The 21,414-nt window shown below is 48.3% G+C and carries 19 protein-coding genes; 14 read left to right on the top strand and 5 right to left on the bottom strand.

The window, feature by feature from the left end; genetic code table 11:
• Positions 1-69 precede the first annotated feature (69 nt).
• The 10 genes from DW033_RS08250 (at position 70) to DW033_RS25215 (ending at position 12,768) form a co-directional block, all read left to right on the top strand.
• Positions 70-2,973 (top strand): hypothetical protein, encoded by a 2,904-nt coding sequence (locus tag DW033_RS08250; RefSeq protein ID WP_005868043.1) that lies wholly within the window; start codon positions 70-72, stop codon positions 2,971-2,973.
• A 14-nt stretch (positions 2,974-2,987) separates the two neighbouring features.
• A complete protein-coding gene (locus DW033_RS08245) occupies positions 2,988-5,993 on the top strand; it encodes a hypothetical protein (RefSeq protein ID WP_005868041.1) in 3,006 nt (1,001 codons plus the stop codon).
• A 148-nt stretch (positions 5,994-6,141) separates the two neighbouring features.
• On the top strand, positions 6,142-7,266 hold the full coding sequence (locus DW033_RS08240; RefSeq protein WP_122382638.1) for a TlpA disulfide reductase family protein: 1,125 nt from the start codon (positions 6,142-6,144) through the stop codon (positions 7,264-7,266).
• A gap of 18 nt (positions 7,267-7,284) precedes the next feature.
• On the top strand, positions 7,285-7,731 hold the full coding sequence (locus DW033_RS08235; RefSeq protein ID WP_005855911.1) for an OsmC family protein: 447 nt from the start codon (positions 7,285-7,287) through the stop codon (positions 7,729-7,731).
• On the top strand, positions 7,721-9,676 hold the full coding sequence (locus tag DW033_RS08230; RefSeq protein ID WP_122382637.1) for an alkyl/aryl-sulfatase: 1,956 nt from the start codon (positions 7,721-7,723) through the stop codon (positions 9,674-9,676). The genes DW033_RS08235 and DW033_RS08230 overlap by 11 nt, the downstream gene beginning before the upstream one ends.
• A 124-nt stretch (positions 9,677-9,800) precedes the next feature.
• Positions 9,801-10,493, top strand: coding sequence for an iron-sulfur cluster assembly scaffold protein (locus DW033_RS08225; RefSeq protein ID WP_005855907.1), 693 nt, complete (start codon positions 9,801-9,803; stop codon positions 10,491-10,493).
• Complete coding sequence (locus tag DW033_RS08220) at positions 10,486-10,677, top strand: hypothetical protein (RefSeq protein WP_005855905.1); 192 nt, start codon at positions 10,486-10,488, stop codon at positions 10,675-10,677. Before DW033_RS08225 ends, DW033_RS08220 begins: the two co-directional genes overlap by 8 nt.
• A gap of 9 nt (positions 10,678-10,686) precedes the next feature.
• The gene (locus DW033_RS08215) at positions 10,687-11,688 is read left to right on the top strand and encodes a GGGtGRT protein (protein ID WP_005855903.1); all 1,002 of its coding nucleotides are present in this window, start codon (positions 10,687-10,689) and stop codon (positions 11,686-11,688) included.
• A 94-nt stretch (positions 11,689-11,782) separates the two neighbouring features.
• Positions 11,783-12,643: a nitroreductase family protein gene (locus DW033_RS08210; RefSeq protein ID WP_022191780.1), complete on the top strand. Its 861-nt coding sequence runs from the start codon at positions 11,783-11,785 to the stop codon at positions 12,641-12,643.
• Positions 12,640-12,768: a hypothetical protein gene (locus DW033_RS25215; RefSeq protein WP_255348933.1), complete on the top strand. Its 129-nt coding sequence runs from the start codon at positions 12,640-12,642 to the stop codon at positions 12,766-12,768. The genes DW033_RS08210 and DW033_RS25215 overlap by 4 nt, the downstream gene beginning before the upstream one ends.
• Positions 12,769-12,780: 12 nt before the next feature.
• On the opposite strand, the gene DW033_RS08205 is transcribed toward DW033_RS25215, so the two are convergent.
• Positions 12,781-12,957 (bottom strand): DUF4250 domain-containing protein, encoded by a 177-nt coding sequence (locus tag DW033_RS08205; RefSeq protein ID WP_070103480.1) that lies wholly within the window; start codon positions 12,955-12,957, stop codon positions 12,781-12,783.
• 163 nt (positions 12,958-13,120) lie between these two features.
• Between DW033_RS08205 and DW033_RS08200 the strand changes: the two genes are divergently transcribed.
• The 3 genes from DW033_RS08200 (at position 13,121) to DW033_RS08190 (ending at position 16,200) form a co-directional block, all read left to right on the top strand.
• A complete protein-coding gene (locus tag DW033_RS08200) occupies positions 13,121-13,573 on the top strand; it encodes a copper resistance protein NlpE (RefSeq protein ID WP_008771778.1) in 453 nt (150 codons plus the stop codon).
• A 300-nt stretch (positions 13,574-13,873) separates the two neighbouring features.
• Positions 13,874-15,493: a ribosomal protection-like ABC-F family protein gene (gene abc-f, locus DW033_RS08195; protein WP_122382636.1), complete on the top strand. Its 1,620-nt coding sequence runs from the start codon at positions 13,874-13,876 to the stop codon at positions 15,491-15,493.
• Positions 15,490-16,200, top strand: coding sequence for a phosphatase (locus DW033_RS08190; protein ID WP_005868026.1), 711 nt, complete (start codon positions 15,490-15,492; stop codon positions 16,198-16,200). Before abc-f ends, DW033_RS08190 begins: the two co-directional genes overlap by 4 nt.
• 8 nt (positions 16,201-16,208) lie before the next feature.
• Here the strand turns inward: DW033_RS08190 and DW033_RS24370 are convergent, their stop codons facing one another.
• Together DW033_RS24370 and DW033_RS08185 are read right to left on the bottom strand one after the other, a co-directional pair.
• A complete protein-coding gene (locus DW033_RS24370; RefSeq protein WP_147423671.1) occupies positions 16,209-16,412 on the bottom strand; it encodes a hypothetical protein in 204 nt (67 codons plus the stop codon).
• Between the two features lie 18 nt (positions 16,413-16,430).
• Positions 16,431-18,158, bottom strand: a complete 1,728-nt coding sequence (locus tag DW033_RS08185; protein ID WP_048928268.1) for a tetratricopeptide repeat-containing serine protease family protein — start codon at positions 18,156-18,158, stop codon at positions 16,431-16,433.
• Positions 18,159-18,281: 123 nt separating this feature from the next.
• Here DW033_RS08185 and DW033_RS08180 point away from each other — a divergent pair, with 123 nt between their 5' ends.
• The gene (locus DW033_RS08180) at positions 18,282-19,007 is read left to right on the top strand and encodes an MBL fold metallo-hydrolase (RefSeq protein WP_122382635.1); all 726 of its coding nucleotides are present in this window, start codon (positions 18,282-18,284) and stop codon (positions 19,005-19,007) included.
• Here DW033_RS08180 and DW033_RS08175 read toward each other — a convergent pair.
• Positions 18,999-20,207, bottom strand: a complete 1,209-nt coding sequence (locus tag DW033_RS08175) for an ABC transporter permease (RefSeq protein ID WP_005855888.1) — start codon at positions 20,205-20,207, stop codon at positions 18,999-19,001. The genes DW033_RS08180 and DW033_RS08175 overlap by 9 nt on opposite strands.
• Positions 20,191-21,366, bottom strand: a complete 1,176-nt coding sequence (locus DW033_RS08170) for an ABC transporter permease (RefSeq protein WP_005868023.1) — start codon at positions 21,364-21,366, stop codon at positions 20,191-20,193. Before DW033_RS08170 ends, DW033_RS08175 begins: the two co-directional genes overlap by 17 nt.
• Between the last annotated feature and the right edge of the window lie 48 nt (positions 21,367-21,414).

Raw genomic sequence — 21,414 nt, 5'->3', positions numbered from 1 at the left:
ACGGACAGCTTTTAGGATTACTATTCGCATATTGAAACGATATCTGTTAATCCTAAAAACAAGCTATATATGAAGACAAATTATTTTTTTCTCCTTTTCTTTCTTTTGATTCTGATGGGATGTTCGGATGACAAAAACATTCCGGATATCCCGGCCTCCACAGAGGACACCTATGAAGGAGTACACGATCTGATCAGTTTCACGAAAGAAACCGAAGATTTCACGTATGGAGACCTGACTTTCCACATCAAGACTCCCGACGGGAACATTATCCAACGGAAAGCCAAGCACCGGCGATTATCCGGGACTTCCCTATTCACTATGGAAAAAGGGCTGAAGGAGGGTAAATACCAGCTACTATATATGGAATATACCATCCAATCGGATTGCCCGGACATTGACGGGCGGAATGGGGAGTTCGGCATGGGGTGCTACATTACCGTCAGTGAGAATGGGATCTCCACCGAAACCAACCGTGACGAGCGAATCGGCCTGTATGGGAACGGTACGCCGGAAGATCCGTACCGGATAACCTCTGCCGATGATTTGGCGAAGATACAAGAAGCGATCCTCAACTTCCACAACAATGGTAACCTTGTTAATTCCTCCACCTGCTTCGAACAACAAAATGACATTAGCATGGCCAACTATAATGACCAATGCGGCTGGGAGGGCAACTGGTACCAGATCGGATTATCAGCCAGTTATCCTTTCACGGGCTATTATGACGGCAACGGCTATACGATCCGGGATTTGAAAATGTTAGATAAAAACGCCGTGGGCGCTAGTTTGTTCGGCTTCGTAAATCAAGCCATCATCTCGAATCTCACCATCGAGAAAGCCACCATAACCGGCTATGGAGCGCTATCGGCTATCGTAGGAGCCGTTACCACCAAGGGGGGAAGCATCAATAAGACATTTATAAAAGGGTGCGTAGTAAAAAAATCCACCATCGAAAGCCGTAGCGATGGCGTAGTCACGGACGGCATGGCCATAGGCGGGATCGCCGGCATGGTAGACCCGAACGTAAATCTCTGGATAGATTCCTGCTCGGTAGAGGATTGCACTATAAACGGGGCGATTGCCGTAGGAGGAATCCTTGGCGGAGGAACAGTGTACTCAATGACACAAATCACGAACTCCCACAACCGGAATACCAAGGTAACCGCATCTTACAATTGTGCCGGAGGAATCGTTGGGTACGCCGATACGCTCTATGTATATTCATGTAGCAATAATGGCACTATCAAAGGTGCCGCATCCACAACCGCTCCTCCCGGAAACCTTCCTGCCAATTCTATATATAATGTAGGAACGGGCGGGATCGCCGGAGGAAGCGGATTGAGCACCATCATTTCCAGCCGAAACAGCGGGACGGTGCAAGGAAGCAGGGGCGTAGGGGGAATTATCGGAAGCACACTGGTAACTACCCAGCCGAGAACTTATTATAATAACACGTTTATCGGTTTTTGCTCGAACTCGGGGAATATAAACGGCGACAGTTATATAGGAGGATTATGCGGTGAGGCGCAACTTGGCGCTTATAAATCGTATAATGAAGGTATGATCGAGGCTAATTCATCCTTCGCTGGTGGAATTTTAGGATTCGCTCCCTTGGCCTCCATCACCAACACGGCGAATTTCAATAAAGTAATCGCCTCCTCTTATAGCGGAGGAATAGCCGGTTCCATCCTTGCCGGCTCGTTGGGTATTAACACGAATCTAGGGGAAGTAGCCTCCTACCATGAATATGCCGGTGGTATGATAGGAAGGGCAGGGAATACGCTTGCCATGAACTATTGTTCCAATTTCGCGCCGATATCAGGCTCCTCATACCTCGGTGGTATGATCGGCGAGGTAGGCGACGCAAAGAAATGGACGATCATGGATGGCGTATCCTTGGGGTTTGCCACATTCGAGCTGGCGTCTACTCTTGTCGGATTTGTCCCTTTCGCTAAAATCGTGGGAGAAAGCGGAGAAATCCTTGTTAACTGCGCCCTTACAGTACTTAGCCTCGTCTTAAATGATATCGATATTTTATCAGAAGGTTTTAGCGTATTCGGGCTTATTTCACACGGTCATCCGGAGATTATAGAAACAGAGAGGCTGAAAGGTGTCATTACCCATGATATCGCCATGTTGGAATCAGACATGGACACGAAACTGGCCAATAAAATAGATAACCTATCGTTCGCAAGCATCAAACTGAGGAGCAAAGATATGACAAATAGGTTCATGTCTAATCGAAAGGCATTAACAGAATGGTTTGAAAGTGGGGCAAACCACCAGATTTATAGTGACGCGATGAATTATAAGAGAGGGTTGCTCTCCAAACAGATCCTTAAAAGCAAAAAAAACGAAGAAGTTCTACATACGGTTGTCAGTGGTGTTTGTTGCGCGGTCAATTCAGCCTTGCTTTTTGTTACAGTTATCACTTTCCCCGAAGGTGTTCCCGCTGTAGCCTTGATGGGAGGTGCGCTAGCGTTAGTCAGTTTCGGCAATTCGGTTTCGGCCACTCTTGATGATTTCGTGGAAAACTCCGTCGTTATCACACAATGCTTGAACGCCGGAGAGATTGGCCAATATAGCAGCGGAGGCTTGGTAGGCCAACTTCAGCAAAGCTGCCTTATCTCCGATTGTATAAATATGGGACGCTCAAATAAAAGAGCCAATGCCCTAATTGGAGTTGTCAATCCAAACGTAAGGGTAGGCAGGAACTTGAATGTCGGGGAGAATTGGTATCTTTTCGCACCTCCCGCATCCGTCTCTTATTTTGGGAATTACTGCATGCTGGGCACTGTAGAGCAACCGAATCCTGTGATTATGAACATATTCAGCTTACAAGACTTAAAGTCGGAAAAGACCTTTACTGGATGGGACTTTGATGTAAAATGGGAAATACCATCCAACGAAACAGGCAGCTTTCCGATCCCTAAGAAATCCGAGATGCAATTTGATAAACCTAATTTATAAATAAACGAACAAACATGAAAACATACACTAAAACAATATGGAATATATGCGCATGCATGCTTATCATCTTGCTCGGCGGATGCGCAGACGATGACATCATACGAAACGACTGCGGATCGACCTTGCAAGAGACAGAATCTCATCTAATAAGCACGTTCTCCTTGCCGGAAGGCAAAACTCCCATACAAGATACGAGAGAACAGATCTTTTTCCAGTTGAGATCGCTGAGCGATAACTCCATACAGCTCATGGAAGGTAAGATCCGGAAAAACGCGGGGATTCTTTCCTGTGAAATGTTTATCCCCAATAATCTGGTATTAGAAGATGGAGACTATATACTTTGGTTAAAATTCGATGAAGAAGGCAGCGTCTATCCACTAAGCTATCATCTGACATTCCGTGACAAGATGGTCAGTATGGTACGTGATACTAAATATATTTACGAGATGCTGAATGGCGAAGGTACGGAAGAAAATCCTTATCTGATTACTTCCACCAACGATTTCGCCTATCTCGTGTCTCAATTAGCCACGTACGACCGTAATTACGGATACGGGCAATTCTTCAAGCAAATAGCCGACATCAAAGCTCCTATCCCCAATTGCCTGTATCAAGGCAACGCTTATAAAAGCGCCCCGTTCGCGGGAAACTACGACGGCGATTCCCATAAGATACTAAACCTAACCTATCTCGGGACGAACGGCGGAGAGCAAAGCGACGCAATCGGGCTTTTCTCCATTTTACACGACGGGGCAGTGATCCGGAATCTTGATATAGAAGGAGCGGATATAGAGTATCCGGGGAATTGTTGCGGATTGCTTGCGGGAGTAGCTAACGGAAATATACGAATCGAGAATATAACCTTAAACGGGAATATCAAGTCCACGAAGGATAAGGTTGGCGGTTTAATAGGCTATATCGAGGGCAACGCCCAGTCGTTGGCACAAATCAGTATCCGGAATGTGCGATTGGGCGTCTCATTCTCGGAATCCGGCAGCTCTTATATCGGAGCGTTGATCGGCTGGGCCGAGAACGCTTCCATTCAAGTGGAGGATATCAGTAGCGACGGGATTTTCAAAAACTTGAGAGGGAATAATCATGTGGCCGGTCTGATCGGGAAATTATATGGTCAAATCGATGCCAGAAAAATTAAGCTGCAACATACCACCTTAAACGATTTCCCGATATCCGGAAACCAGAACGTAGGCGGATTGATCGGTGAGGCATTCTTACAGGCGGCATCCAATTTCAAAGACATAACCATCGACATGCCGATCAAAGGTAGCTCCTATGTCGGCGGATTGATCGGTCAGATCCGGTCGGAAACCCCTACCAATATCCTCATCGCCATCGAGAACTTCCAGTTGTCCAATCCGGCAAATCGGTCTCAAATCCAAGGGGGTAGTTATGTGGGTGGAATGATCGGATATTCCCACAAAACACACGCTAACGCATTTACGATAGAGCTTAAAGGGGAATCCTTGTTTCATGCCTCGATAACCGGGCAGTCTGTTATAGGAGGTATTTTCGGTTCTTTAGATGATACCCAAATACAATTTACCCCGGCCTCACGATTGTATATGGATAATGAATCCCTTGAAGCTTCTTCAGGGATTTGTGGCACTTTAGCCGGAGCCTTATCTTACCAAGAACCGGGGAAAGAAATTCTTTTGGATCCGGAAATATTGGTGATTAATCCCAACATCAAAATAAAAGGAGGAAATAACGTAGGAGGAATCATCGGAAAATTATATAATGGGACGTTGACAGGAACCTATACCCCCGAATTCAGTACCACGAACGTAATCGTGAGCAAGATTCCACGACCTATTTTCCCGGGTAACATAAATTCGGAAAAACCCTATCGAGAAAATGCCGCTTCTATTGGAGGAATTGTCGGATATGCCGATAAATCTACCCTCAGAAGACTCTTCACGCAACTTTCCATTTACGGCAGAAGTACTGTCGGAGGAATCATCGGATATGCGAGCGATACTCAAATATCAGATTGTGGCGTGAAAACAGAAACATTTAATAATGGGAATAATAGCGCCATTATGGTAGGAGGAATTATCGGACAAGCATCGTGCTCATCCCACTGTGAGTTTTCCAATCTAGTAAATTACAGTAATATCTCCTCAGGATCCAATTATATCGGAGGCATTTTCGGGAGTATGGTAGCAGGAACTAGCGTAAAGATCAATAAAGTCGTGAATTTAGGTAAGATATCAGCCACAAATAACGTAGGCGGTATCATAGGGAAAACTTCAGGAAAAGACATAGAGGTTTATGACGCGGCTAATTTCGGCTCAATCCAAGGTATCGCAGGAGATAAAGAATGCGGAGTGGGCGGTATAGCCGGTGCCGCCGAGGATGCCATTACAATTTATAAATCCGTTAACCACGGAAATATCACCATAAACAGGAATGCCAAGTATTATGGAGCAGGAGGTATCTTGGGGTATGTGAAGCAAGGGGGAGCACATGTCCGTTACTGCTGTAACCGGGCAAATATAGACTATCCGAAAGATAAAGAAGACAGCCATGGCATTGGAGGTATCGTGGGTAGCATAGAAAAGGCTAACGATAACGACGACAGTTACGTACTGGATTGCTACAATATGGGAGAAATCAACGGACAGCAAAAAGCGACCAGCACGCTTGGTACCGACTATCGGGGAGGGATCGTAGGAAACCTCGGAAGCCACGGGAGATGTTACCGGGCCGTAAACGGGGGCTATGTCCGCTTTGGAAACGCAGGTGTCGGATACGGCAACAAGAATAACCTGACACATATCTATATCTCGCCCGGTACAGGCAAAGACTTTGGGGCAACGTCTATCCCTCTACCAATCAGAGAAGATAAAAATATTTACCAAGGATTCGACTTCACGGGAGATCATGATCCAAACCGGCAACCGGTCTGGGTTCTGGGTGGCACATATAGCTCGGAGAATAAAATGCTACCCTACTTGCATTCAGGAAAATGTTATTTCCAGTTCGCAAAATATGCCCCATAAAATACGCCCTCTTTAATACACTCTCTATATATCCATACCGGGCGCAAACTATTCATCGGTTTGCGTCCGGTTTTCACAAAAGACTTCGTATATTTGCGAAGTCAATATTCCATATTTTAATACATTACTTACATAACACAAATACAAAATGAAAAAGTATCTTACTCTTGCCGCAGCGGCTTTACTCTTGGTTGCTTGTAGTGAAAAACCGGGTTATGAGATCTCCGGTACAGTAGCGAACACCGATCTAAACGGAAAATACGTTTACCTGTATGAATATGGCGTACAAGATGCCGCCCCAATGGATAGCGCATTGGTGCAAAACGGTACGTTCACGTTCAAGGGAACACAGAACGCCCCCGCCTTACGCAAGCTTGCCTTCGCCGAGGATGTCGTGGAACCCAAACGTGCCGCTTCCGGCGAGAACGCCCCTTTCACAAGCGTATTCGTATTGGAGAACGGTAAATTACAGGCTATTCTTGATGAGGCAGCTTCCGCCGTTTCTGGAACACCGGAGAATGACGGATTGAAAGCCCTGCAAGCACAAATGAAGACTTTGCGTGCGGATCTGGAGAAACTTTCCGCCGACATGAAATCAGAGGACAAGGAAGTCGTAAGCGCCGCCGAGAAGAAATATGACGAGATCGACCAAAAGGTAACCGATGCCGTCAAGACTTACATATTGAATAATACGACCAAGCAATCCGCCGCCAAGTTATTATACGATTTCCGTTATAGCTTGGACGAGGCGGCCCAGAACGAGATTATCGCCAAGGCGGACTCCGCTTTCAAGGCCGTTCCAAACATCGATAAGCTCATGGCTCACCTAGATGTACTGAAAACCGTAGCCGTAGGCAAGAAGTTCGTGGACTTCGAGATGGCCGACCCGAACGGTAAGACGCACAAGCTATCCGAGTTCGTAGGCAATGGCAAGAACATCGTGTTGATCGACTTTTGGGCAAGCTGGTGTCCTCCTTGCCGCCGGGATATGCCAAATTTGGTAGCCGCTTACAAGAAATACAAGAACAAAGGTTTCGAGATCGTCGGTATCTCCTTGGATAGCAAGGCTGACGCATGGGCGAAAGGCGTAAAGGACCTGAATATCACATGGCCCCAACTCTCCGACTTGCAAGGCTGGAAAAACTCCGGTGCTCAACTATACGGGGTAAACAGCATCCCTCACACCGTATTGGTGGATAAGGACGGAACGATCATCGCCAAGAACCTACATGGCGAGGAGATCGACGCTAAACTTCAAGAAATATTGAAATAATAATAACAATAACACGATATGTCCGCCCAAATCACGTTAAACTGGACGAAGGACTCGACTTTCGAGACCTTGCTGGACGGCCATAAGGTTACGATCGACACAACAGCCGAGAACGGGGGTAATAATGAAGGCCCCCGTCCTAAGGCTTTAATGCTGGTCGCCTTGGCCGGATGCAGCGCAATGGACGTAATCTCCCTTTTCCTTAAAATGAGAGTACGTTTCGACAAAATCTCTATCGACGTAACCGCAGAGACTTCGGATACGATCCCGATGGTATATACCGCATTCCACGCTACATACCATATCGACGGGAACATCGGGGACGCCGCCAAAATAGAGAAAGCGATTCGCCTTTCACAGGAAAAATACTGTGGCGTAGGACTTATGATGAAAAAGATAGGCCCGATTACCTACGATATCTTACTGAACGGCGAACCGCTTAAACCACAAAAACATGAAGATTAGAAAACAGTTCTTACTTTTATTTATCTCTACCAGTCACTTGTTCGTATATGCGCAAAACACGGAACCTTCAATGTTTACGAAAGAGGCTAACGAACAAGTGGTGAAATCACTCCCGTTTGATAACAAACAAGATTTTGAAGACGCTACCCGTGGCTTTATCGCCACGATAGACGAACCTTCCATTACCGACGAGACAGGAAAAGAGGTGTATGGATTAACTGTCTGGGATTTCCTGCGTCAAGAGACTCCGGCATCCGCCAACCCTAGTCTTTGGCGACAAGGGCAACTCAACCGCATACACGGCTTATTTGAGGTATTACCCGGTAAAATATACCAGATACGAGGATTCGACCTCGCAAATATGACGTTTATCCGTAGTGATAACGGTTGGATCGTCATAGATGTATTGCTCTCGAAAGAGACGGCCCTAGCAGGTTATAATCTTCTGAAGAAACATGTAGAAGATCTTCCGGTCAAGGCGGTTATCTATACGCATCCTCATGTGGACCATTTCGCGGGAATAGACGCTATATTGGAGAACGCCCCCAATAAGCCCGAAACGATCGAGATCATTGGCCCCAAGGGTTTCTTTGAAGATGCCGTCAGCGAGAACCTGATGGCGGGTGTAGCCATGGGGCGAAGAGCGACCTATATGTATGGCCGCAGTCTACCTAAAAATGAGAAAGGAAATATAGGTACTGGTTTAGGACAAACTACCGCGGCAGGAACTACGGGCTTGGTCCCTCCTACCCGTGAGATATCCGAGGAGGGCGAGACTTTACGAATTGATGGTGTCGAGATCGTATTCATGTCCGTACCCGGCGCCGAGGCTCCCTCGGAAATCATGATGTACTTCCCTGGGATGAAAGCTTTCTGCGTAGCCGAGGAAATCAACCGTACCCTGCACAACCTGCTGACCTTACGAGGGGCGAAGGTCCGGAACGGCCAATTATGGAGCAAATATATCGACCGGGCGATCACGGAGTGCGGCGATCAGGTAGAGGTATCCTTCTCTACCCACCATTGGCCGACTTGGGGCAATAAGAACATCGTCGCTTACTGGGAAAAGCAGCGGGATCTATATCGCTACTTACACGACCAGACACTTCACCTCGCCAATCAAGGATATACACCTCGAGAAATAGCAGAGATGATTAAATTACCAAGCTCTATCGCCAACGAGTTCGCCAACCGGGGATATTATGGAACCGTTAGCCATAATGTAAAAGCCCAATATCAAATGTATTTCGGCTGGTTCGACGGCATCCCCGCCCATCTGAACCCACTCCCGCCGGTAGAAGAAGGTAAAAAATACGTAGAGGCTATCGGAGGAGAGGACGAGATAATGAAAAAGGCACGAGAGGCATACAATCAAGGAGAATACCGTTGGACGGCTACTTTGCTGAACCATCTCGTTTTCGCTAATCCAAAGCATAAACCCGCCCGCCAATTACTTGCGGACACGTACGCTCAATTGGGCTACCAAGCGGAAAGCGGTCCGTGGCGTAATTTCTACCTGACCGGAGCTATGGAACTGACCGAAGGCATCGCTGGTAAAGGTAAGGCCAACTCAAACCGGGCACGTATGTCCCAGAACCTAAGTCCCGAAATGCTATTCGATTTGCTCGCTATCCAAATAAATGGAGAAAAAGCGGCCGATAAAGACTTAATAATAAATATTATCTTAACCGACACAAACGAACAGGCCACCTTGATCTTAAAGAACGGCGCTTTATCGAACCGCATCGGCCGGCTCCATCCGGCCCCTACCGTAACTTTGGAAGGAGACAAACAAGTCATCTACGCAAGCCTCATGCAGCCGGAGAGTATAGCGGCAAATCTGCAAAACCATAAGTTATCGGTAACCGGGAAACTTGAAAGCCTAAAAGAGCTATTCTCCACTTTTGAGGCTCCGGACGCTTATTTTAATATCATCGAGCCTTAAACCTTTCCCGCCTCTTGCATGGCTGGATTAAAAAATTTATCTTTGTGCGATCTTTAGAGAAAGCGATATTACTATAAAATTAGCATAAGGTTTTATTACACTTTAATATAATAAATTAGCGATTATGATTTATTCACATGAAGTTCAACACATGTGTGTTGTAAAGAAGGGAGCTAACCACCAGTGCGCTCCGATTCCTGAAGAAGGAAAGTGGGTTAGAGCAACTCAGATCACTGATATCTCTGGTTTGACTCACGGTATCGGTTGGTGCGCGCCGAAACAAGGTGGATGTAAGCTGACATTAAACGTTAAAGAAGGAATCATCCAAGAGGCTCTTGTAGAGACAATCGGTTGTTCCGGTATGACTCACTCAGCGGCTATGGCTTCTGAGATCCTTCCGGGTAAAACCCTTTTGGAAGCATTGAACACAGACCTTGTTTGTGACGCTATCAACACCGCTATGCGCGAGTTGTTCTTGCAGATCGTTTACGGTCGTACACAGTCCGCTTTCTCTGAGGGAGGTCTGCCTGTAGGCGCTGGCTTGGAAGACCTTGGTAAAGGTTTGCGTAGCCAAGTGGGTACGATGTTCGGTACATTGGCTAAAGGTCCCCGCTACTTGGAGATGGCCGAGGGATATTGCACACGCATGGCATTAGACGCTGATGACGAAGTAATCGGTTATGAATTCATCCACTTGGGTAAATTCATGGATATGGTTAAGAAGGGTATGGACGCTAACGAGGCACTGGAAAAGGCGAAAGGCTCTTACGGTCGTTTCAAAGAAGCTGTAAAATATATCGATCCTCGTAATGAATAAGAAAACATTTACACGTGTCCTCATCGGGCTGAGCGTTATCACGGCTGTGGCTACGCTTATCACGTATTTCGTGATGAAGCCGGAGAAACCGTGGTTGGCGTTTTACGTGGCTTGTTGTGGCGGTGTATTGGTTTTCAACTTTCTGATATCTTTATTCCTAGTAAATAAGAATTTTAAAAAGTAAAAAAATAATATGGCTTTATTTGAAAGTTATGACCGTCGTATTGATCATATCAACGCGGTATTAAACGAATATGGTATCAACGGTATCGAAGACGCAAAGGCTATCTGCGATGCTAAGGGTATCGACCCTTATACAATGTGTAAGGAAACTCAACCGATTTGTTTCGAGAACGCTTGCTGGGCTTACGTAGTAGGTGCCGCTATCGCTATCAAGAAAGGTTGTACGAACGCTGCCGAGGCTGCCGAGGCTATCGGTATCGGTTTGCAGGCATTCTGTATCGCTGGTTCTGTTGCTGACGACCGTAAGGTGGGTATCGGCCACGGTAACTTGGCCGCTCGTTTGCTTCGCGAGGAGACTAAGTGTTTCGCTTTCTTGGCTGGACACGAGTCTTTCGCCGCAGCTGAGGGTGCTATCAAGATCGCCGAGATGGCAAACAAGGTTCGTAAAGAGCCTTTGCGTGTTATCTTGAACGGTTTAGGTAAGGATGCCGCTAAGATTATCTCTCGTATCAACGGTTTCACGTATGTACAGACTCAGTTCGACTACATGACAGGTGAGGTGAACGTTATCGAGGAGAAAGCTTACTCTAACGGTCTTCGTGCGAAAGTTAAGTGCTACGGCGCTGACGACGTTCGCGAGGGTGTGGCTATCATGCGTAAGGAAGGTGTTGACGTATCTATCACGGGTAACTCTACGAACCCGACTCGTTTCCAACACCCGGTAGCCGGTACTTATAAGAAAGAATGTATGGAGAACGGTCACCCGTATTTCTCTGTTGCTTCTGGTGGTGGTACGGGCCGTACTTTGCACCCGGACAACATGGCCGCTGGTCCTGCTTCTTATGGTATGACGGACACAATGGGCCGTATGCACGGTGACGCTCAGTTCGCTGGTTCTTCTTCCGTACCTGCTCACGTAGAAATGATGGGATTCCTAGGTATGGGTAACAACCCGATGGTAGGTGCTACGGTTGCCGTAGCGGTTGCTATCGAGGAAGCTATGAAGAAGTAATCAACTAAACAATAAAATAATTGTTTATATATAGACTCCTGTAATCTTGATGGTTGCAGGAGTTTTTATTTTACTTATCAAAAGGAGGAAAAGGATGACACTAAACATAGACCAAGAGAGTTGCATCAAATGCGGGAAATGCGTACGGGTATGCCCTTCGGATATATTCACGCAAGAAAGGGCCGGAGAGACGATCGGGCTGGTACGTGTGGAAAGCTGCATCGTTTGCGGGCATTGCGTGGACGTATGTCCGACGGGCTCCGTGTCGCACAGCGAATTCCCGCCGGAGAAAACGCATACGATCGATTACAGCCAAATGCCTACGCCGGAGCAGGTGATGTTGCTGATCAAGTCACGCCGTTCCAACCGGACATTGACCTCGAGGCCCGTCCCCAAGGAGATGCTGGACAAGATCGTGGAGGCCGCTCATTCTGCGCCGACGGCGACAAACTCCCAAAGCCTCTCGTTCACCGTCGTCACCGATCCGCAAAAGCTACGGCAGGTGAGCGATTATACGATAGGCGTGTTCGACTCCTTGGCGAAGCTATTATTGAATCCCGTCGTGAAATGTGTGGTCAAGCCGTTTATGAAGGATGTCTATAAATACGTACCGGTATTCAATCGGTTGAAAGAGGAACACAAGGCGGGTAAAGATCCGATTCTCCGGAAAGCCACCGCCCTGCTACTGATCCATACACCGAAGTCCAACCGATTCGGAAGTGAGGACGCTAACCTCGCTTATCAAAACGCCTCCTTGATGGCGCAATCGCTTGGGGTAAGCCAGATCTATATGGGCTTTGTGCTCACCGCTATCCGGCAGGAAGGAAAAGATACGCTCGCCAAGACTCTAGGGATCGACGGCAAGATACAAGCGATCATGGCGCTCGGCATACCGGCTTTTAAGTATCCGAAGTATACGGACCGGAAAGAGATCGTCAAGAACTATATCGAATGAGACTTGATGGAGACAACCTTGTCGACCGGGGTATGCGATCCATTGGATTACGCATCGTAAGTCAATGGATTACGATACGTAAGTCATTGACTTATGGTTCGGATCTCATAGGTTTACCGGGCTAGGATCACTCCCGATCACCAGAACTTATTATGCTCCGGGCTGTATTCAAAACCAGCGTCTTTAAGCTTTGTAAGAAGGGATTTCTTGTTCACTTGCAAATCCTCGCATAAATCGTCGAGGGAAGAATAATTGTCACGAAGTTTCATATTGACGAAGCTGAATAGCATCATCGGATCGTTTGGTAATGACATAATCTTACGAATAAAAATGTTATCTATGTTTTACAACACAAAGATAATGCTTTTTCGCCAGATGGAACCCAGACACGATCCTTATTATTTGAATATCGGTACGCAACAAAACAACCTACAAACTGGTTTTAAATAACGAGAACTTATAATTCAATTGAATGACATGAAAAAATATGTATTAGTAGTAGCGGTAGCCGCAGCCCTATTCAGCTGTAGCGGCAACCCAAAGGCAGACGCCACGCAAACAGACAAGAACAAGCAGGAAACCGCCCAAGTACCGGATATGCACAACGCAGAGACTTCCTTGGATTACTGGGGTGTTTACGAAGGGACATTACCGGCCGCCAGCTCGCCGGGTATTAAAACGACCTTGACATTGAACAAGGATAAAACCTTTACCCTCCGCTCCGAATATATTGACGAGAAAGACGGTATTTTTAATGATAAAGGAACTTACACGCTGGACGGTAACGTCTTGACAACGAAACAAGAAGGGGGAGACATCACGTATTATAAGGTAGAGGAAGGCCAACTGAAAATGCTGGACCAGCAGAAGCAACCCATCACGGGCGACTTAGCCAAGTTCTATATCCTGAAGCAAACAAAGAAATTCTAGGCTTTATCCCCATAAGTATATACTTTCAAGGGCAAAAGCATACCCTTTTGTACATGAAAGTATATACTCATTTGCCTAAACCCAAAACTATTCCTACCTTTGCGTCCCTATATAACTATATAATTACTCCAATGAGAATAGCCGCTTAATTTATCTCAAGATGTCGTTCTTTCCATCCGGAAAGCCCTCTATCCGTATAGAGCTGATTTCGTGACGACATACTCGAGGCTATCGCAAGACCGATCATCATCGGTATTTTTTATCCATTTTAGTATCTCACATTTTAAATCAGTTCACACTATGAGTATCGTAGCGCAAAAAATCACGTATATACATCCGGACAATCAAGTCTTATTCAAGGGGATCGACTTAACGATCAACAAGGGGCAAAAGGTAGCCTTAGTCGGAAACAACGGATCGGGAAAATCTACCTTCCTCCGTATCTTGGCTGGAACCTTGCAAGCGCAGGAAGGGGAGATTATCTATCCGACCCCACCCTATTACGTACCCCAGCATTTCGGGCAATATGATAACCTGACGGTGGCTCAGGCCTTACGTATCGACGGGAAACTAGAAGCCTTGCGGGCGATCACTGAGGGCGACGCCTCCCTCTCTAATTTCAATACGCTGGCGGATGACTGGACGATCGAGGAACGGAGCCTCGCCGCCCTGCACGCTTGGGGTTTGGAGCATATCCTCCTCTCCCAACCGATGCGCACATTAAGCGGAGGCGAGAAAACCAAGGTTTTCCTCTCCGGAATCGAGATCCACCAACCCTCGATCCTGCTATTGGATGAGCCGACCAACCATCTGGATAGGCGTAGCCGGGAGAAGTTATACGATTTCATCACGTCTTGCCGTATCACCTTGCTGGTCGTCAGCCACGATCGTACCTTATTGAACCTATTAGCTTCCATAGCGGAATTATCCGTCGGGGGGATCACCCTTTACGGGGGTAATTATGATTTCTACAAGGAACAAAAAGAACAGGAACAGGCTTCCATGCAAGAGAAACTGGAAGCGAAGGAGAAAGAGCTTCGCAGGGTCAGGAAAACCACCCGTGAGGTAGCCGAGCGAAAACAAAAGCATGAATCCCGGGGAAAGAAACAAAGCATCCGGAAAGGAATCCCCCGGATCATGATGGGCGGATTGAAGGAGAACGCCGAGAAAAGCGCCTCCAAACTAAAAGAGGTTCACGAGGACAAGATGGAGAACCTTGCCAACGAGCTAAAGCAAATGCGCTCCTCCCTACCCGACCTTCAAGGCATGAAACTGGATTTCAGCGCATCCGGCTTACACGAAGGCAAGATATTGGTTACCGCCAAGGAGATCAATTTCGGTTACGCCGAGGCCGGCGATCTATGGCCCTCCCCGATGAGCTTCCAGATCAAGAGTGGGGAACGGTGGCTGATACAAGGCGATAACGGTTCAGGCAAGACGACTTTGCTGAAGTTGATTACCGGCCAGTTACCGCCTCGTAGCGGTTCCTTGATCCGTGCGGATTTCTCCTCTATCTATATCGACCAAGAATACTCGATCGTCCGGAACGACCGGACGGTGTACGAGCAAGCGCAAGCCTTCAACGAGCGTCATTTCCAAGAGCACGAGATCAAGACATTGCTAAACCGTTTCCTCTTCCCGCACGACACGTGGGAGAAGAGCTGCGGGAAGCTGAGCGGAGGCGAGAAAATGAGGTTGGCATTCTGTTGCTTGATGATCAGTAACCAGACTCCGGACCTGTTTATCCTAGATGAGCCGACCAATAATCTCGACATCCAAAGCATCGAGATTATCACCTCCATGGTCCGTGCGTACAGGGGCACGATCTTGCTGATCTCGCACGACGCTTATTTTATCCGGGAATTGGGTATCCACCAAATAATAACTACCTTCGCGGGTAGGTTAAAGACGAATTTATGAAGACGTTACTTGACGTGCATACCCATACGGTAGCCAGTGGGCATGCCTTTAGCACCCTGCAAGAAATGGCAGCGGCCGCCTCCGAGAAAGGATTGAAGTTACTAGGTATAACAGAGCATGCCCCCGGCATACCGGGGACGTGCTCCCCGATTTACTTCCGCAACCTGCACGTGGTTCCCCGCCGGATATACGGTGTCGAGTTATTGCTCGGAGCGGAATTGAACATCATCGATTATAAGGGTACGATCGATCTGGGCGAGGAGTACTTCCCGATGCTGGATATCCGGATAGCGGGCATCCACTCGCTTTGCTACAAACCGGGAACGGTCGAGCAGAATACGGAGGCGATGATCGGGGCGATCCGCAACCCGCATGTCCACATCATCAGCCACCCGGGAGACGGCACGGCCGAGGTGGATTTCGAGCCTATCGTATTAGCGTCCAAAGAGCATCACACGTTGCTGGAGATCAACAACAGCTCTCTCAACCCGGTCCGCAAGAAACTCACCGCCCGGGATAATAACCTCACGATCTTGCGCCTATGCAAGAAATACGAGGTTCCTGTGATTTTAGGTAGCGACGCGCATATATCTTTCGATATAGCCCGGTACGATCATATCTACGAGTTATTGCAAGAGACACGATTTCCGGAGGAATTGATATTGAACGACAAGGTAGAGGCGTTCAAGAAGTTCATAGGGAGATAAGCGGTGCCTTACATCCGGGCAGATACATTCCTGCAACCGCGCAGATACGGACCTGCAACCGCGCAGATACGGACCTGCAACCGGACAGATACGGACCTGCAACCGGGTAGATACGGACGTGCAACCGGACAGATACGGACCTGCAACCGGACAGATACGGACTTGCAACCGGACAGATACGGACGTACAGCTGGGTAGATACGGACGTGCATACCTGCCCGGATATCTCGTCACTTACAATGTTCCTTTATTAATTTGTCCACGACAGGATCACCCAACTCCTTCGCCTTGTTGAAAGCCTCGCACGCTTCCGCCTTCTTACCCTGACGGACGTAGCAGATGCCTCGCAGACGGTAGCAAGAGGCGAAATCCGGAGCGATCCGCAAGGCATTCTCTAAGCTCCTCAACGCCTGATCATAGTTTTCCATACGGATATATACGGACGCTTCCTCCGCCGGATAAGTCGGGTCGCCCGGATTCAAGCGGATCGCGGATTGGATATCGGCCAAGGCGCCGGGGAAATCGTTCATGCGGAACTTCGCTTGCTCGCGGTAATAGAAGAAGCGGTCGCCGACCTGTCCTTTCAAGAGATCGTAGTATAAATCATAATCGTCCACGGCCTCCTTGTATTGCATCAGTTTCAAGCGGAGATCCACCCGTTCCAAGATATAGGGAGCGGCCTCGTTCGTTGGCGGGTTGCCGCATTTGGCGATGGCGCTATCCAGCAAGGCGATGATATCCCCGAAGTTAGCGCCCCGGATATTCGCCTTCGCCTTCGCCGCCCAATACCAAGAGGTAGAGGATGCCATATCGCTATCGTTCACCTTCATATAATCATCGAACGCCTGCTCGAAATCTCCTTTATAAAAATGGATGTCCCCTTCCAATTGGCGATAGACCGGCAAGTCCTCCTCCCCGATCGCTTTTTGTATCGCCTCGGTAGCGGCATCGACGGTCCACTGCTCCTTATTCAAGGTCGTATCCGCAGCGGCCACGCCGTAGATCAGCTTGGCTCGGTTGAACCAGACATCCCCTTTCCGCTCGCTGAAGCGGGAAGCCGTGTTTATATCTTCCAACGCCTTATCCAGACAAGCCCCCTGCTCGGCCTCCGTAGGAGCCAGATCCGCACGGTGGTAAGCGTAATGATTGGCACGGTTCAAATACCCGTCGGGAGAATCCGGGAAAGTGGCGATGAAATCATTCAAGGTAGCCAGATACGTCTTTGGGTCTTGCGAGCTTGCCATCAGATATAAGGAAACCTGCGCTTGGCTCACGTCCGACGGCCACGCCTTCCGGATACCAATCCGGCTATAGGTGGAATTAAAGGCGTCCGCCGACTGGATCGTCAGGCTATTCGCGTATCCCGCCGAGACCGCATAGGAATCTTCTTTCTTCCCCGACGCATCTTCCTGCGCCAAGCCGAACACCTCGCCGTCCGCCGTCAATACAGGAGCGTTTACCTGCCCGCTCTCCAGCGCCATCGACAATTTATAATAGCTGAACGGCTCCTTCAACTTACTGACCTCCGAGACCGGTCCTTCCCCGAACTTCGTGATCTTACCGGTCGAGTAAGGCATCAGATAAGCGATAACTCCTTGCGAGATCGGCTCACGGGCGATCGGCAAGAACACAGCTTTCTTCGGAACCTCTACCTTGAACTTGATCACATCATATAATTCATCAGCCCCCAAGATGCGGCTTACCGGATATTCTTTTCCGTCGGCGTCGGTCACGGTCGCCCTCGCTGCGTCCTTAAACAAGGAATAGCCGGACAACGCCTCACCGGTCTCGGTAATGAAAAATCCCGTACCGGACGCTTTCTTCTGGTTATCTTTTCCATAAGTAGTGACGGTAACCACCGCCTTTCGTTGCTTATCCATCCATTTGGGCGCTTTCTTTTGCGCCGCCACCCAAAATACTTGGCAACAAATCGTAATCAACAGAACAATTCTTCTCATTTCGTTTTCATGTTATCAGAATATACGTCGCAAATGTAAATATTTATACCGGATAGGCGAACAAATTAGGGAATTAATCTATTATGAGTATATTCGCGGAAACACTAAAAAAACCGCGAGATTATGAGACTAAAATCATGTATGCTTATGTGTAGTTTATTCATGGCGAGCTTAGCCTCCGCTAGTAACTTCGCCTCGGATTCTTTCAAGACCAAGAGCGGAAAAGAACTGACCATCACGTTCATCAAGCACGGCAGCCTGATGCTTACGTACGACAATCATTCGATACAGGTAGATCCTGTCTCCGAATACGCCGATTATACGACTTTCCCGAAAGCCGATATCATCTTGATCACCCACGAGCATGGCGATCATCTGGACCCGAAAGCGATACAAGCCGTCGAGAAAAGCGATACGGAAATCATCGCCAACGAGAACAGCCAAAAGAAGCTGGGAAAAGGGAAGGTCCTGAAAAACGGCGATACGGATACCTCCATCAGCTATATGAAGATAGAGGCCGTCCCCGCCTATAACACCACACCCGGCCGGGATAAATATCACCCCCGCCACCGGGATAATGGCTATATCCTCACGTTCGACGAACTAAGAGTCTATATAGCCGGCGATACGGAAGACATCCCGGAGATGAAAGACCTGAAAGACATCGATATCGCTTTCCTTCCCGTCAACCAGCCTTATACCATGACCGTCCCGCAAGCGGCGAAAGCGGCCCGGATGTTCTCGCCTAAAATCTTATACCCTTACCATTACGGGAATACGAAGATCGGCGAGTTGAAAGACGCCTTGAAAGGTAGCGGCATCGACGTGAGGATACGGGAGCTACAATGACGACAAGGCACGGCTCGCCTTTAAGATATTCCGCCGGTACACCCAGCAAGCCAAGAGGAAATAAACGACACATTGCACCCACAACGTCACGTACTCCACACCGACTTGCTCAATCGACGCTCCCATCGAGTTGAGCTGTACATAGGCCAGCGTAGCGGGAGCCGCCGGAATGATATAATGGGCCATTTGCCAATACCAAGGCATCAATTCCAAGGGATAAGAGACTCCGGAAAGGAAGATCAAGCCTACCGAGAAGAAGGCGATCATCAATAACGGAGCCTCCGAGTCCGTAAAGAAATAAGAGGCGGCCAGCCCAAAGAAGCTGGTAGCCAGCAGGAAGGGTATCAGCAGGATCAAGGTGTTCAGATAATTACCGATATCCGGCAGGCCAAACAATAGCGGTATCAAGCCCAACAAGAACAAAGCGAAAATCGTATACAATACGCAATACACAAAGGTCTTGCTGATTATCACCCTAGCGATCCGGCCAAAGGATAATCCCTCGGAGGCGAAACGAACGATGGTACCCGAATCCCGCTCTTCCCCGCTTATCATACCGATCACCATCAACAAGGTCTGGAACATAATGACGATCAATACCGCCGGGATCAAATAGGTTCCATATCCTTCCGTAAAATTATACAACGCCGTCCCGACCACTGATATGGGTTGCGCCGAAACGATCTTGGAAGCGTCTTGCTGGGGCAAGAACACCAACATCTCCGGACGATACCGATCGTTCAACGCCAACATGGCACCGCTGGAAGCCTCCTGCATCGCCATATAATATAGGAAAGCGCTTGTCGTCTGGTACATGATAAACAGGGACTCATTCCCTCGTGCCACCCGGGTCTCGAAATCAGAGGGAAGATACAAGATACCTACGGCATCCCCCTCCTTCATCCACTCCTGCGCCTCGGCGTAATCCAAACCATCGGCGATTACCGAGACTTGCGGAGTGGCGTTCAGCAAACGGATGTACTCCCGGCTCAAGTCGGTCTTTGAGTCATCGACGACTACCACCGGGGCGTTACGCACCAGATCCGGGGCATACATATAATTATACAGCAGGCCATAGAGAAATATACCTCCTACCAAGACGAGCAAGATAGCGTAGCTCGTGGAGATCGTCTTAAACTCGTCCTTGACCAAGGAAGCGATATCCGCCAAGGTTCCTTTCATATTATCGGATGTTCTCATATTTATGACTTAAAATAGCGGTTTTCAAATGTGGCAACAGCACCAATGCCAATAACATAAACGCAAACAACGAACTTACGTTTACCCATGTATAAGGGAATCCGTAATCGCCATACAATAAGTTCTGGTTGATCTCCACGAAATGCCGTACTGGAAACAGGTACGAGGCGTAATGTACGGGAGCGTACATGGAATCGACCGGGAAAGTAACGCCGCATAAAGTAGCCCCCAGCGAACCGACCATCGACACCACACTAATCACGATCGCTATAGCGGGAAACAACGAGAACAGGAATACCGCCAACGCTTGCGTAGCGACCACGAATAAGATCGCCGTCAAGTTCAATGGCCAGAAACCGCAAGCGAAAGGAATATGCATGACCCCGAACATGATATAGTTAGCGAAGACGCTCATGATACAAAAGATAATCGTATAAGGGAGCAGTTTGCCCACCACCGCCACGAACATGTTCATCCGTGCCGCCTCCAGCCACTCATCGCCTGTCCGGAACTTGATCTCGCTACCGATAGCGTACACCGTAACCAGCAAAATGATCACTTGGAAAAAGACAAAGAAAAAAGGATTGCTCAGATAAACGGAATAATCCAGATCCGGGTTGAACAGCGGGTGGCTACTGGATCGTACCGGTAATAGGAAGGTGGTTATCTGATTCTCCCCCAGCCCCATCGCCGTAGCTTGCACAACCACCGGGGCGAGGGAAAGCGTACGCAGCAGGGTCTCGAAGGCCCCACGTACCTCACCGCCCACGCTCAACAAGGCATAGTGGTAATAATACGATAAAGTAGCGTCACGCCCCGCCGTGGCATCCGCCTCAAACTGATTGGGGATCACTAGATAACCGTAGATTTCTTTTGCTTGGGTAGCATGGCGAGCGGTCTCTTGGTCCGTATAATGCCGGGTTACCCGGAAAGTCGGTACCGCCTCTACCTGCCGGATGATCTCCCGGGACATGGAGGTGTTGTCTTGGTCCACTACCGCTATCGGTATATTCTCCATCTGCCCGCTTCCGAAAATCGTAGACATGAAGAATATACAGAACAGAGGCAGCACGATACACACCCCGAAGTATAACCTCCGGGAAACCATGCGATCCAGTTCCCGACGTAAAACCATATAGAAAGGACTCTTCTTTAGCATAGCGACAATAAATTATTTAGTTGTAGAGACGGGGGCGTGCCCCGTCTC

The organism is Parabacteroides sp. AF39-10AC, assembly GCF_003635405.1.
Lineage (GTDB): Bacteria > Bacteroidota > Bacteroidia > Bacteroidales > Tannerellaceae > Parabacteroides > Parabacteroides distasonis.
This window is presented reverse-complemented; position numbering and strand designations above follow the sequence as displayed.